Annotated in this window: 10 protein-coding genes; 9 read left to right on the top strand and 1 reads right to left on the bottom strand. The window is 73.8% G+C overall.

The genetic code is table 11. The annotated features are described in order from the left end of the window. Positions 1 to 297: 297 nt before the first annotated feature. The 9 genes from AB0E77_RS10680 to AB0E77_RS10640 all read left to right on the top strand — a co-directional run bounded on the left by AB0E77_RS10680 (position 298) and on the right by AB0E77_RS10640 (position 10,009). The gene (locus AB0E77_RS10680; protein WP_361568522.1) at positions 298 to 2,436 is read left to right on the top strand and encodes a hypothetical protein; all 2,139 of its coding nucleotides are present in this window, start codon (positions 298 to 300) and stop codon (positions 2,434 to 2,436) included. A 50-nt stretch (positions 2,437 to 2,486) separates the two neighbouring features. After that, the gene (pelF, locus tag AB0E77_RS10675) at positions 2,487 to 4,010 is read left to right on the top strand and encodes a GT4 family glycosyltransferase PelF (protein ID WP_361568519.1); all 1,524 of its coding nucleotides are present in this window, start codon (positions 2,487 to 2,489) and stop codon (positions 4,008 to 4,010) included. Next, a complete protein-coding gene (locus AB0E77_RS10670; protein ID WP_361568516.1) occupies positions 4,007 to 5,413 on the top strand; it encodes a hypothetical protein in 1,407 nt (468 codons plus the stop codon). The genes pelF and AB0E77_RS10670 overlap by 4 nt, the downstream gene beginning before the upstream one ends. Positions 5,414 to 5,497: 84 nt before the next feature. After that, the gene (locus tag AB0E77_RS10665) at positions 5,498 to 6,499 is read left to right on the top strand and encodes an SDR family NAD(P)-dependent oxidoreductase (RefSeq protein ID WP_361568514.1); all 1,002 of its coding nucleotides are present in this window, start codon (positions 5,498 to 5,500) and stop codon (positions 6,497 to 6,499) included. 33 nt (positions 6,500 to 6,532) lie between these two features. Next, a complete protein-coding gene (locus tag AB0E77_RS10660) occupies positions 6,533 to 7,246 on the top strand; it encodes a sugar phosphate nucleotidyltransferase (protein WP_361568511.1) in 714 nt (237 codons plus the stop codon). Between the two features lie 7 nt (positions 7,247 to 7,253). Continuing rightward, on the top strand, positions 7,254 to 8,180 hold the full coding sequence (locus AB0E77_RS10655) for an NAD(P)-dependent oxidoreductase (RefSeq protein WP_361568508.1): 927 nt from the start codon (positions 7,254 to 7,256) through the stop codon (positions 8,178 to 8,180). Then, the gene (locus AB0E77_RS10650) at positions 8,177 to 8,839 is read left to right on the top strand and encodes a spherulation-specific family 4 protein (RefSeq protein WP_361568505.1); all 663 of its coding nucleotides are present in this window, start codon (positions 8,177 to 8,179) and stop codon (positions 8,837 to 8,839) included. Before AB0E77_RS10655 ends, AB0E77_RS10650 begins: the two co-directional genes overlap by 4 nt. Continuing rightward, positions 8,836 to 9,654 (top strand): endo alpha-1,4 polygalactosaminidase, encoded by an 819-nt coding sequence (locus AB0E77_RS10645; RefSeq protein ID WP_361568502.1) that lies wholly within the window; start codon positions 8,836 to 8,838, stop codon positions 9,652 to 9,654. The genes AB0E77_RS10650 and AB0E77_RS10645 overlap by 4 nt, the downstream gene beginning before the upstream one ends. A 25-nt stretch (positions 9,655 to 9,679) precedes the next feature. Then, positions 9,680 to 10,009: an antibiotic biosynthesis monooxygenase gene (locus AB0E77_RS10640; RefSeq protein WP_361568499.1), complete on the top strand. Its 330-nt coding sequence runs from the start codon at positions 9,680 to 9,682 to the stop codon at positions 10,007 to 10,009. A gap of 59 nt (positions 10,010 to 10,068) precedes the next feature. On the opposite strand, the gene AB0E77_RS10635 is transcribed toward AB0E77_RS10640, so the two are convergent. After that, entirely contained in the window at positions 10,069 to 13,443 is a 3,375-nt protein-coding gene (locus AB0E77_RS10635) for a pyruvate carboxylase (protein ID WP_361568496.1), read from the bottom strand. Positions 13,444 to 13,629: the final 186 nt, after the last annotated feature.

The following is a 13,629-nucleotide window of genomic DNA, read 5'->3' as shown; positions in this document are numbered from 1 at the left end:
GACATTCCGTGGTCGCCCGATGTCGTTTCGCAGCAGTACACGGGCCCTGGGGGCGATCTCGAACCCTTCCCGGACGGCGCTCCCCGGCTACCGGACGCCGCCCCTCCGGGACCGAATGGACACATGTGCTTTTCCGTCAAGTTCCGCAGCAGGCACACAAAAGCTCCACACAGACCTCACTATGTGACGCGACGGATGCGTTGACGACCGGCGTCTCAGGGGAGCGGCGGCGTTGTCGTGGGGTGGGGGCTCCGCAAGGGGCGGCCGACCCCTGCCCGGGGGAGGGAATCTCACCGCATGAAGCGGACCATTCGCACGACCGCACTCACCGTGGGCGCGCTGATCGCGTCGCTGGCGCTGCCGGCCGGCACGGCCCGGGCGGAGGATCCGGCACCGCGCGTCGACCTGCGCGTGCTGGTCGTGAGCGACGGAGGGCCGGCCACCGACGCGATCGCCGCCGAACTCGAGACCGCGGGAACGCCGTACACGGAGGTCGACCTCGGGGACGCCGGCCGGCCCTCGATCGACGCCGGCTTCCTGGCGGACACCGTGGACGGACGGCCCCGCGCCAGGTTCCAGGCCGTGGTCATGCCCAACGACAACCCCTTCCCGGCGGGTTCGGGCGAGATGGCGGCCCTGGCCGCCTACGAGGCGGAGTACGGGATCCCGCAGGTCGACGCCTACACGTACGCGCGTCCCGAGGTCGGACTCCAGTACGCGGTCGGTACCGGGTACGCCGGCAGCCTGGACGGCGTACGGGCCGAGGTGACCGAGGCCGGTCTGGCGGGCCCCTTCGGCTATCTGGACGGGGCCGTGCCGTTCGAGGACAACTCCCCCATCGTGGGCGAGTCCTACGCCTACCTGTCGACGCCCGCGCCGGGCGCGGACTTCGTTCCCTACGTCCAGGCGGCGATCCCCGGGCGGGCGACGAAGGGCTCGCTGGTGGGCGAGTATCGGCACGACGGACGGCGTGAGCTGGTCGTCACCTTCGTCTACAACCGGTACCAGCAGCAGTTCCGGCTGCTGGCCCGCGGCATCGTGGAGTGGATGACCGGCGGGGTCCATACGGGCGCCGACCGCAACTACTTCGCCGTCCACGTCGACGACGTGTTCGCGGCCGACGACCGCTGGGACACCGCGCTCAACTGCACGCCCGGCGACGTGGACTGCGCGCCGGGCGAGGGGACGCCGAACCCGATCCGCATGGTGCCCGCCGACGTCGACCACGCCATCGCCTGGCAGGACAGCAGGGACTTCACCCTCGACCTGGCCTACAACGGCTCCGGCAGCGTCGACCACCGCCAGGACAACGGCGGCGCCGACCCGCTCGCCGACAAGCTGATCGCCGACCGCGGCGCGTTCCGGTGGATCAACCACACCTACACGCACGCCTTCCTCGGCTGCGTCCAGGACGTGAGCGTGGTGCCGTGGAAGTGCGCCACGAACCCCGACGGCAGCACCCGGTGGGTGACCCGCAACGAGATCGCGGACGAGATCGCCACCAACCGCGTCTGGGGTGAGGGGGCCGGGCTCCCGCTGGACGACGACGAGTTGGTGACCGGTGAGCACTCGGGCCTGAAGGTGACCCCGCAGCAGCCCGAGGACAACCCGAACCTGGGCCCGGCCCTCACGGACAACCGCGTCGCCTGGCTCGGCTCGGACAACTCCCGCGACCCCGTGCAGCGCCGGGTCGGCAGCGCCACCACCGTCTCCCGCTATCCGATGAACGTCTTCTACAACGCCGGGCGGGCCGCCGAGCAGGTCGACGAGTACAACTGGATCTACACCAGCCGCGCCCAGGGCGGCAGCGGCATCTGCGAGGACAACCCGGCCACCTCCACCTGCCTGCCCGCACCGCTGGACCCGGCCACCGGCTACGCCGGCCACATCGTGCCGCTGGAGACCCGGATCGCCCTCGGGCACGTCCTGTCCAACGACCCCAAGCCGCACTTCATCCACCAGTCGAACCTGGCGGAGGAGCGCATCGCCTACCCCGTCCTCGACGGTGTCCTGGACGACTACGCCGGACTGTTCGCCGACAACACGCCCGTGGTGAACCTGCGGATGGCGGACATCGGCGTCGAACTCCAGCGCCGCGCCGCCTGGCAGGCGGCCCTCGACGCCGGCCAGGTCACCGCCTACCGCGTCGGCGACGCGGTGACCGTGAAGGCGCCCGACGGTGTCGCGGTACCGGCGACCATGCCGGCCGGCACCCTGCACGCGGGCACGGCCTTCGGCGACGCCTATGCCGGTGCGGTGTCCGGCTGGACGACGCCCGGGTCCGGACAGCCCCTCGTCCTTACCCTGCCGTCGTCGGCCACCGCTCCCCCGGCCGCCGCCGGCTCCGGCGGCACGGCCGCCACGCCGCCGGCCGCTCCGCGCACCCGGGTCCCGGCCGGCGTGCGCGAGCCGGTGCCCTACGGCACGGAGCGCTGAGCGCACCACAGGTCCCGCCACACCCCACACCCCGGCCGTGGAGCACATCGATGCACGTTCCCCACGGCGCGCGGCGCCCCGGCGCGCCGCGCGTCACCCTGCTCACCGAGGGCACCTACCCGCACAGTCACGGCGGAGTGAGTGTCTGGTGCGACCAGCTCGTCACCGGCATGCCCGACCTGGACTTCGACGTCGTCGCCGTCACCGGCACCGGACGCGAGCCGCTCGTCTGGGACATCCCCCGGCATGTCGGCCGGGTGGTCTCCGTGCCCATGTGGGGGCCCGCCCCGCAGGGGCGCCCCTCGCGCGGGCGCGAGCGCAACCGGCTCGAGGCCGCCTACGAGCGGTTCGTCACCGCGCTGCTCGACCCGCGGGCCGAGGACGGGTTCGGCCCCGCCCTGTACGGGCTCGCGCGGGCCGCCGCCGACGGCCGGCTGGGCCCGTTCCTGCGCGGTGACCGGGCGATCGGCGTCCTGACCGCCGTCTGGAACCGTCCGGGGCTCGCCGTTCGGGAGGCCCGGCCCACCCTGCACGACGCGGTCACGGCGACCGCCCTGCTGGAGCACGCCCTGCGGCCACTGGCAGCCCCGGGCCCGGAGCGGGGCGTGGCCCACGCGGTCAGCGGCGGCGTCGCCGTGCTGCCGGGGCTGGCCGCGCTGGAACGGCACGGGGTGCCGCTGCTGCTGACGGAGCACGGGGTGTATCTGCGCGAACGCTACCTCGGTTACCGCACCGCCCCCTACCGCTGGCCGGTGAAGGCGCTCGTGCTCGGATTCTTCCGGCTGCTGGCCGAGGAGACGTACCGCAGGGCCGCCCTGATCACGCCGGGCAACCGCTACAACCGGCTGTGGGAGGAGCGGGGCGGCGCCGCCCCGGAGTCCATACGCACGGTCTACAACGGCGTCGACCCGGCCGCGTTCCCGCCCGCCGGTCCGGAGCCCTCGGAGCCGGTGCTCAGCTGGGCCGGCCGGGTCGACCCGATCAAGGACCTGGAGACCCTGATCCGCGCCTTCGCCCTGGTGCGGGCCGAACTGCCCGCGGCGCGGCTGCGGTTGTTCGGCGGCACGCCGCGCGGTGGCGAGGCCTACCGGGAGCGCTGCGAGGCGCTGGCGGCCCGGCTCGGCCACGGCGACGCCGTCACCTTCGAGGGCCGGGTCGAGGACATCAAGGACGCGTACGCCGCCGGGAACGTGGTGATGCTGTCCAGCATCAGCGAGGGCTTCCCCTTCACCCTGATCGAGGCCATGTCGTGCGGCCGGGCGACCGTCTCCACGGACGTGGGCGGCGTCCGGGAGGCCGTCGGCGACGCCGGTCTGGTCGTGCCGCCGCGCGACCCGGCCGCCATGGCCGCCGCCGCGCTGGAGCTGCTGGGTGATGCCGGGCGGCGCCGGGCGATGGGCGAGGCGGCACGGCTGCGGGTGATCGAGCAGTTCACGCTCCGGCAGACCATCGACACCTTCCGGTCCATATACCTGGAGCTGTCGGCGTTCGGCTCCGCGGCCGTGCCCACGGCGGCCGGCGACGACCCGTTCGCGGCGGCCGGCGCGGCGCCGGTGAGGAGTGCGACCGGATGAGCGGACCCATGGCGCTGGAGCCCGGCGGCGCGGAGCAGGACACGCTGGCGCTGCGCCTCGCCGACACGCGCCCGCCCGCCCCGCGCTCGGCCGACCACCACACGCTCGCCCTGGTCCGTCCCGGGCACGGCAGGCGGGAGGAGGCGGTCGACCGGCTGGCCGCCGAACTCGCCGACCGCATCGCCCCGGCCGTCCATCCCTACGAGGTGGCCGCGCTGCTGGAGTCCGAGGGGCTGACCGGCGAGACGATCACGGAGCGGTACGGGCACCGCGATCTGTTCTCGCTGGCCACCGCGTTGTACGAGCGTGTCCCGCGCACCTTTCCCGAGCCGCCGCGGCCGGCCGACCCCTGGCGGCCCGACCATGTGCGCTGCGCGCTGCGCGGAGCCCTGTTCGCGCTGCCCGGCCTCGGCTACGCGCTCGCCGGGCGCCTGCTGCCGAGCGGTCGCACGGTGACGGCGCTGGTGGTGGCGGGGCTGGTGTCCTGGGCGTGGAACCAGGCGCTGGGCCACCGCGCGTATCTGCGGCTGGCGGCCGGACGCCGGGAGGCCGGCCGCACCCTGCTGAAGGGGGCGCCGCTCGGTGCCGTGGCCGCGGTCGCGGCGGGCGCCCCCCTGGCCGGGACCGGCGCGGCGGTGGCGGCCGTGGCGGTCCAGTCGGGGTATCTCGCCGCGGCGGGCGTGCTGCTGGTGCTGGGCAGGGAGCGGCTGCTGCTGGCGGCGCTCGTGCCGGTGGTCGCCGGCGCTGCGGCGCTGCCGTGGTGGGAGCCCGGAGGCCTGCTGCGGGCGGTCCTGCCCGCGTTGTCGCTGGGGGGCGCGGTGGCCGCGGCCGGCTGGGCGCTGCGCGGCACCCTGTCGGCGGCACCGGTCGCGGGAGCGGTGCGTCCGCGGCCGTCGCGGTCGCTGCCGTACGGGCTGTTCGGGCTGGCCGCGGGGGTGCTGGTGTTCCTGACGGGACGTCACCAGCCGTGGGCGGTGGTCGTGCTGACCGTGTCCATGGGACCGGCGGAGTGGCTGCTGTACCGCTACCGCGGTCTGTCCGTGGCGGCGCTGCGGGCCACCGCCACCCCGGCCGCGTTCCGGCTGCGGTCGGCCGCCGTTCTCGCCGGCTGCCTGCTGGCCTACGCCGGGCCACTGGTACCGGTGGCGCTGCTGGTGGACGCCGATCCGGTGGCGACGGCGCTGCTCGCGGTGGTCCTGTGGACCTCGCTGCTCCTCCAGGCCTTCGGCGTGGCCTGGCCGCCCGCCGCCCTGTGTCTCGCCACGGCCGGGGGCGCCGGCGCGGTCGTGCTGTACGGACCCCCGTCCGGCGCCGCGGCCCTGTCGTGGGGCTGCGGGATCGCCGCGCTCTGTCTCACCGGCTGCGTGCTGCGACTGCTGGGCCGGCCGGCCGCCCATGCCTGACCCGTCCGACCGCGTCACCCGTGCCCCCAGGGGCCCGACGTCCCCGTACACCACCGACCCACCCATCGACCGGAAGGACCCCGCGTGACCTCCACACCGCTCGCCGCCGTCACCGGAGCCGAGGGCTTCATCGGCTCCCACCTCACCGAGGCGCTCGTGGCCTCCGGGCACCGGGTGAGGGCCATGGCGCAGTACAACTCCTTCTCCTCCTACGGCTGGCTGGAGACCCTCTCCCCCGACGTCCTCGACCAGGTCGAGATCGTCCTCGGGGACGTCCGGGACCCCGGCTCCGTCCGGCACCTGGTGGAGGGCGCCGACTGCGTGTACCACCTGGCCGCCCTCATCGCGATCCCGTACTCCTACCGGGCGCCGCACAGTTACGTGGACACCAATGTCACCGGCACCCTGAACGTGCTGGAGGCGGTGCGCGCCCAGGGCACTCCCCGGCTGGTGCACACCTCCACCAGCGAGACGTACGGCACCGCGCGGACCGTGCCGATCACGGAGGATCACCCCATCAACACCCAGTCGCCGTACGCCGCGTCGAAGGCGGGCGGGGACCGGCTGGCCGACAGCTACCACGCGAGCTTCGACACCCCGGTGGTGACGCTGCGGCCCTTCAACACCTACGGCCCGAGGCAGTCCATGCGGGCCGTGATCCCCACCGTCATCGGCCAGGTCGCGGCGGGCGAACGGACCATCACCCTCGGGGACCTGCGGCCCACCCGGGACTTCACCTTCGTCGCGGACACCGCGCAGGCGTTCCTGGCGGTGGGCACCGCGCCCGCCGACCGGGTCGTGGGCCGCACCTTCAACGCCGGTACCGGCGGCGAGATCTCCGTCGGCGATCTGGTGGCGCTCATCGGCAAGGTGATGGACACCGCGCTCGACGTGCGCGAGGACGCCCAGCGGCTGCGGCCCGCCAACTCCGAGGTGATGCGGCTGGTCGCGGACGCGAGCCGGCTGCGGGAGGCGACCGGCTGGAGCCCGGCGCACGACCTGGAGCGGGGGCTCGCGCGCACGGTGGAGTTCTTCCGCGACCCGGCCAACCTGGCCCGCTACAAGACCGGCATCTACAACATCTGACCCAGACCGGCACGTTGACCGAGGGGGAACCTCATGCACGCTGTGATCCTGGCCGGGGGCAAGGGCGTCCGGCTGCGGCCCTACACCACCGCGCTGCCCAAACCGCTCGTACCCATCGGCGACCAGCACGCCATCCTCGAGATCGTCCTGCGCCAGCTCGCGTCGGCCGGGTTCACCGGCTGCACCATCGCCATAGGCCACCTCGGTGAGATCATCCGTGCCTATGTCGGCGACGGCTCGCAGTGGGGGCTGACCGTCGACTACGCCACCGAGGAGAGCCCGCTGGGCACGATGGGGCCGCTGCTGACGATGCGCGAGCGGCTGCCGGAGCACTTCCTGGTGATGAACGGCGACATCCTCACCGACCTCGACTACGCCGACGTCCTGCGCCGGCACGGCGCGTCCGGCGCGCCGCTGACGATCGCCACGTACGCCCGCAAGGTGCACATCGACTTCGGGGTGCTGACCACCGACGCCAGCAGAGTCGTCGCCTTCACCGAGAAGCCGAGCATGGACTACCGCGTCTCGATGGGCGTGTACGGCCTGTCCCGGAGCACGCTCGACGGCTACACCGCCGGGCTGCCGCTGGGCTTCGACGAACTGGTGCTGGACCTGCTGCGGGCCGGCGACCCGCCGCACGCCTACGAGTTCGACGGCTACTGGCTCGACATCGGCCGCCCGGACGACTACGACCGGGCGAACGCCGAGTTCACCAGCCGCAAGTCCCTGCTGCTCAAGGGAGCCTGAGCACCGCATGCGCATCCTCGTTGTGGGCCACACCGGCTATCTGGGCGCCCATGTCGCCGAGCGGCTCCGTGCCCTGCCGGGCACGCGGGTCCTCGGCGCCGGCCGCTCGCCCGGCGCCGACGTCCCGGCCGATCTCGCCGCCGACTCCGTCGAACGCCTCGCGCGGGCGCTGGCGTCGGCGGCCGTCGACGCCGTCGTCAACTGCGCGGGCGCCACGGGCGGCGACGCGGTCACGCTCGCCGAGGTCAACGCCCGCGGCACCGCCGTCCTGTGCGAGGCGCTGCGCCGGGCCCGCCCCACGGCCCGCCTGGTCCACCTCGGCTCGGCCGCCGAGTACGGGCCGGGCGAGCCGCAGGTCAGGGTGACGGAGTCGGCGCCCACCCGTCCCCTCACCGTCTACGGCGCCACCAAGCTGGCCGGGACGGTCGCGGTCGCCACATCCGGCCTGGACGCGGTGGCCCTGCGGGTCGGCAACCCGGTCGGGCCCGGCGCCCCGGCCGCCGGCCTGCCCGGCCGGGTCACCGCGCTGCTGCGCGAGGCGGGCACGGACCCGGCCGCGGTGCTGCGGCTCGGCGACCTGTCGGCGTACCGGGACTTCGTCGACGTCCGCGACGTGGCGGGCGCCGTCGCACGGGCGGTGACCGTGCCCGGCCCGCTGCCCGGGGTGCTCAACGTCGGCGGCGGGCGGGCGGTGCCGGTGCGGGACCTGGTGCGGATGCTGGCCGAGACGGCCGGATTCCGCGGCCGGCTCGAGGAGCGGGGCGCCGGGTCCGTCCGTTCCGGGCAGGTGTCCTGGCAGTGTTCCGACATCTCCGCCGCGCGGTCCGCGCTCGGCTGGGAGCCGTCGTACGCTCTGGGCGACTCCCTGGCCGCGCTGTGGTCGGCCGGCGTGCCGGAGCCGTCCCCCCGCGCCGAAAGTGACGTCCCGTCGTGAGCCTGCTGATCCCGCTGTACGTCCATCCCGCCGAGGACCCCGGCGCCTGGCACCGGCTGATCACCGCGGCCGACCGCACCTACGGCGTCGTCCTCAACCCGGCGGACGGGCCGGGCGATGCGCCCGATCCGGCGTTCACCGCGGCGGCCGGGGCGCTGCGCGCGGCAGGGGCGCGGCTGCTCGGCTACGTCGACACGGACTACGGCACCCGCTCCGCGGCCGACGTCGTCGAGGACGCCCGGCGGCACCGCGAGTGGTACGCGGCCGACGGGTGTTTCCTCGACCGGGTGAGCGCGGCCAGGAGCGGACTGCCCCCGTACAAGGCGCTGGTGCGTGACCTGAGACGGCGGGGCGCGACGTGCGTGGTGCTGAACCCGGGGGTCCACCCGGCGCCCGGCTACGCCCGGCTGGCCGACCTGGTCGTCACCTTCGAGGGACCCTGGTCCACGTATGTGTCGGCGTTCAGCCGGCCCGACTGGACCCGCCGCCATCCCCCCGAACGCTTCTGCCACCTGGTGTACGGGGTGCCCGAGGCCCTCGCCCCGCTCGCCGTGCGCACCGCCGGCGAGCGGGGCGCCGGGGTCAGCGGGCCGGTCACGGGAGAGCCGCCCAACCCGTGGGCCCGTCTGACGCCCGTCCTGACCGGGGCGCGGCGATGAGGCGGGAGTGGCGGCCGGCCACCCTGCTGCTCGCGCTGCTGCTCCTCGCGGTGGTGGCCGGCTGTGCGGGCGGCGGGGGCGGCGAGGACCCGCGGCCGGAGCCCACGTCGCGCGGGGAGGTGTGGCGGCCGCGTCCCGGGCTGGCCTGGCAGTGGCAGCTCGACGGCCGGGTGGATCCGTCGGCCGACGTTCCCGTCTACGACATCGACGGCTTCGAGAACGGCGCGGCGGACGTGGCCCGGCTGCACCGCGCGGGCCGCAAGGTGATCTGCTACGTCAACGTCGGCGCGTGGGAGAGCTTCCGCCCGGACCGGGACGACTTCCCCCGGGACGTGCTGGGTGCGCCCAACGGCTGGCAGGGCGAGCGGTGGCTGGACATCCGCCGGATCTCCGTGCTGCGGCCGATCATGGAGCGGCGGTTCGACATGTGCCGGGACAAGGGGTTCGACGCGGTGGAGCCCGATCTGGTGGAGGGCTTCGGCAACGAGACCGGTTTCCCCCTCACCGCCCGGGACCAGCTGGCCTACAACCGCATGATCGCCGAGATCGCCCACGAGCGCGGGCTGTCCGTCGGGCTCAAGAACGACCTGCCGCAGATCCCGCAGCTGGTGGACGACTTCGACTTCGCGGTCAACGAGGAGTGCGCGCAGTACGGGGAGTGCGAGCGGCTCACCCCGTTCGTCGCGGCCGGCAAGGCCGTCTTCCACGTCGAGTACGCCGAACCGACGGGCCGCTTCTGCCCGCAGTCGCGCCGGCTGGGACTGTCCTCGATGCAGAAGAAGCCGGAGCTCGGGGTCTGGCGGCGGGCCTGCTGACGACCGGGTACGGCAGGATGGGGCCATGAGCGTAGTCAAGATCAACGTACTGACCGTGCCGGCCGAGCAGCGCGAGACGCTGGAGAAGCGCTTCGCCTCGCGTGCCCACGCGGTGGAGAACTCCGACGGCTTCGAGTGGTTCGAGCTGCTGCGCCCCGTCGAGGGCACCGACACCTACCTCGTCTACACGCGCTGGCGCGACGAGGAGTCCTTCAAGGCGTGGATGGAGGGCCCCATGAAGTCGGCGCACCAGGGCGGCGGCGAGCAGGGCGGGGAGCGGCCCAGGCCCGCGGCGAGCGGGTCCACGCTGTGGTCGTTCGAGGTGGTGCAGCAGGCGGCGCCGAAGGGCGCGTGAAACGCGGCGACGGCGTCCGGGACCGGTCCCGGACGCCGTCGCCGTCACGACGGCTCGGTTCAGTTCAGTTCGACGAGGAGGTCGCCGCCCTCCACCTGCTGGATGCGGTTGATGGCCAGCCGGCCGACGGTGCCGGACTTCGGCGCCGTGATGGTGGCCTCCATCTTCATCGCCTCGATGGTGGCCACGGTGGCTCCGGCCTCCACCGTGTCGCCCTCGGCGACGGCGAGGGTCACCACGCCGGCGAAGGGCGCCGCGACGTGGCCGGGGTTGCTCCGGTCGGCCTTCTCGGTGACGGGGACGTCGGAGGCCGCGGCACGGTCGCGGACCTGGATGGGCCGCAGTTGGCCGTTGAGGGTGGACATGACGGTGCGCATGCCGCGCTCGTCGGCGTCGCCGATCGCCTGGAGCTCGATGAGCAGCCGCACCCCGGGGTCGAGGTCGACGGTGTACTCCTTGCCCGGGCGCAGCCCGTAGAAGAAGTCCTTGCTGTCCAGGACGCTGGTGTCGCCGAAGGTGCCGCGGTGGGTGTCGAACTCGCGCGCCGGACCGGGGAAGAGCAGCCGGTTGAGCGTGGCCCTGCGGTCCTTGGCCAGCCCGGTGCGGTCGTCGGCACTCAGCTCGGCCACCGGCTTGGCCTCGGCGCGGCCCCGCAGCGCCTTGCTGCGGAACGGCTCGGGCCAGCCGCCGGGCGGGGTGCCCAGTTCGCCGCGCAGGAAGCCGATGACGGAGTCGGGGATGTCGAACCGGTCGGGCTCGGCCTCGAAGTCGGCCGGGGAGACACCGGCACCCACCAGATGCAGGGCGAGGTCGCCGACCACCTTGGACGAGGGCGTGACCTTGACCAGGCGGCCCAGCATGCGGTCGGCGGCTGCGTACATCGCCTCGATGTCCTCGAAGCGGTCGCCGAGGCCCAGCGCGATGGCCTGGGTGCGCAGGTTGGAGAGCTGGCCGCCGGGGATCTCGTGGTGGTAGACGCGGCCGGTCGGGGAGGCGAGGCCCGCCTCGAAGGGCGCGTAGACCTTGCGGACGCTCTCCCAGTAGGGCTCCAGGTCGCCGACGGCCTGGAGGTCGAGGCCGGTGGGCCGCTCGGTGTGGTCGGTGGCGGCGACGATCGCCGAGAGCGACGGCTGCGAGGTGGTGCCCGCCATGGACGCCACCGCGCCGTCGACCGCGTCGGCGCCGGCCTGGACCGCGGCGAGGTAGGTGGCGAGCTGGCCGCCGGTGGTGTCGTGGGTGTGCAGGTGCACCGGCAGGTCGAACTCGCGGCGCAGCGCGGAGACGAGGGTCGCGGCGGCGGGGGCGCGCAGCAGTCCGGCCATGTCCTTGACGGCCAGCACATGGGCGCCGGCGTTCACGATCTTCTCGGCGAGCCGCAGATAGTAGTCGAGGGTGTAGAGCCGCTCCGCCGGGTCCGACAGGTCGGCGGTGTAGCACAGCGCGACCTCGGCGACCGACGTGCCGGTCTCGCGTACGGCGTCGATGGCGGGCCGCATCTGGTCGACGTCGTTGAGGGCGTCGAAGATGCGGAAGACGTCGATGCCGGTGGCCGCGGCCTCCTGCACGAAGGCGTCGGTGACCTCGGTCGGATACGGGGTGTAGCCGACGGTGTTGCGGCCGCGCAGCAGCATCTGGAGGCAGATGTTGGGCACGGCCTCGCGCAGGGCGGCCAGCCGCTCCCAGGGGTCCTCGGCGAGGAAGCGCAGCGCGACGTCGTAGGTGGCGCCGCCCCAGCACTCCAGGGACAGCAGCTGGGGCAGGGTGCGGGCGACCACGGGGGCGACGGCGAGCATGTCCTTGGTGCGCACCCGGGTGGCGAGCAGCGACTGGTGGGCGTCGCGGAACGTGGTGTCGGTGACGCCGATGACGGGTGACTCGCGCAGCCAGCGGGCGAAGCCCTCGGGGCCGAGCTCGGCGAGCCGCTGCCGGGAGCCGGCCGGGGGTTCGCCGACGGGCAGCGGCGGCAGCTTGGTCAGCGGGTCGGCCAGTTCGGGGCGTTCGCCGTGCGGCTTGTTGACCGTGATGTCGGCGAGGTAGGTCAGCAGCTTCGTGCCGCGGTCGGCGGAGTGCCGGGCGGTCAGAAGGTGCGGGCGCTGCTCGATGAACGACGTGGTGACCTGGCCGGCCTGGAAGTCGGGGTCGTCCAGCACCGCCTGGAGGAAGGGGATGTTGGTGGCGACGCCGCGGATGCGGAACTCGGCCACGGCACGCCGGGCGCGGCCCACGGCGGTGGCGAAGTCCCGGCCCCGGCAGGAGAGCTTGACCAGCATCGAGTCGAAGTGCGCGCTGATCTCCGTACCGGCGTGGGTGGTGCCGCCGTCGAGGCGGATGCCCGAGCCGCCGGGCGACCGGTAGGCGCTGATGGTGCCGGTGTCCGGGCGGAAGCCGTTGGCCGGGTCCTCGGTGGTGATGCGGCACTGGAGGGCGGCGCCGCGCAGGGTGATGTTCTCCTGGGCGAGTCCGAGGTCGGCCAGGGTCTCGCCGGCGGCGATGCGCAGCTGGGACTGGACCAGGTCGACGTCGGTGACCTCCTCGGTGACCGTGTGCTCGACCTGGATGCGCGGGTTCATCTCGATGAAGACGTGGTTGCCGTCCCGGTCGACGAGGAACTCCACGGTGCCGGCGTTGCGGTAGCCGATCTGCCGGGCGAAGTTCACGGCGTCGGCGCAGATGCGCGCGCGGAGATCCGGGTCGAGGTTGGGCGCGGGGGCGAGCTCGATCACCTTCTGATGGCGGCGCTGCACCGAGCAGTCCCGCTCGAAGAGGTGGACGACGTTGCCCTCGCCGTCGGCGAGGATCTGGACCTCGATGTGGCGGGGTTCGACGACCGCCTTCTCGAGGAAGACCGTGGAGTCGCCGAAGGCGGACGCGGCCTCGCGGGACGCCGCCTCGATGGCCTCGCGCAGCTGCCCGGGCTCCTCGACGCGGCGCATGCCGCGCCCGCCGCCGCCCGCGACGGCCTTGACGAAGACGGGGAAGCCGATGTCGTCGGCGGCGCGGACGAGTTCGTCGACGTCGGTGGAGGGGGCCGACGAGCCAAGGACGGGCACGCCGGCCTGGCGGGCGGCGGCCACGGCGCGGGCCTTGTTCCCGGTCAGTTCCAGGATCTGCGCGCTCGGTCCGACGAACGTGATGCCGGCCTCTTCGCAGGCGCGGGCCAGCTCGGGGTTCTCGGAGAGGAATCCGTAGCCCGGGTAGACCGCGTCCGCCCCGGCGCGGCGTGCCGCGCGGACGACCTCCTCGACGGAGAGGTAGGCGCGCACGGGGTGCCCGGGCTCCCCGATCTCGTACGCCTCGTCGGCCTTGAGCCGGTGCAGCGAGTTGCGGTCCTCGTGCGGGAAGACCGCCACGGTGCGCGCGCCCAGCTCGTAGCCGGCTCGGAACGCGCGAATCGCGATCTCGCCGCGGTTGGCGACCAGCACCTTGCGGAACATGGTGGATCCCTTCAGCCTGCCGGTGACAAAGGACCATGGTGTCGGTGGCACCGCCGGTACGCCATGTGAGCCGGGCCACTCCCCCGGGTGTCCGGTGCACCGGATTCCTCAGCGGACTCTGTCGGCTTCCTTAAGGCTTCTTGAAGATGACCTTCGAGGTGCCGTATCCGCACGGTGCCCGTCCTA

Source organism: Streptomyces sp. NPDC032940, from assembly GCF_040636935.1.
Classification (GTDB): domain Bacteria; phylum Actinomycetota; class Actinomycetes; order Streptomycetales; family Streptomycetaceae; genus Streptomyces.
This window is presented reverse-complemented; position numbering and strand designations above follow the sequence as displayed.